Annotated in this window: 1 protein-coding gene; it reads right to left on the bottom strand. The window is 76.8% G+C overall.

Annotated elements, in window-relative coordinates; all coding sequences use genetic code 11:
* Positions 1-362 (bottom strand): type ISP restriction/modification enzyme (locus tag B7767_RS43090; RefSeq protein WP_306298059.1); only part of this gene is annotated, 362 nt, incomplete at both ends.

Here is a 362-nt window from a genome sequence, read left to right on the forward strand (position 1 = left end):
CGACTCCGGCGGGCGTGACGCGGGCCACCGCCATCGTCCAGGCGAGGACGTCCGCCGGCGAGGTGTCCCGGCCCAGCCTGGCGGCGAGGTGGCCGGTCAGACCCGGGGCCAGGTTCGGCTCCGCGGCGCCCGGCCGGCGGTACAGCGGGCGGACGCGACCGGTGCGCAGCAGCGGCGGCAGGGACGTGGCCAGCAGCGGTGGACCGGTGAGGGTCCGGGCGGTGCCCGCCTCCACGACGAAGATCTGCCGCTCGTCCGCCACCCGCCACAACTCCGGCCGGGCCGCGTCGATCAGCCGCTGGTCGGGGATCAGCCACTGCTCGTCGAACGGGGCGTACAGGACCCGTATCGGCTCGGGGCAC

Source organism: Streptomyces sp. 13-12-16, assembly GCF_002114215.1.
Lineage (GTDB): Bacteria > Actinomycetota > Actinomycetes > Streptomycetales > Streptomycetaceae > Streptomyces.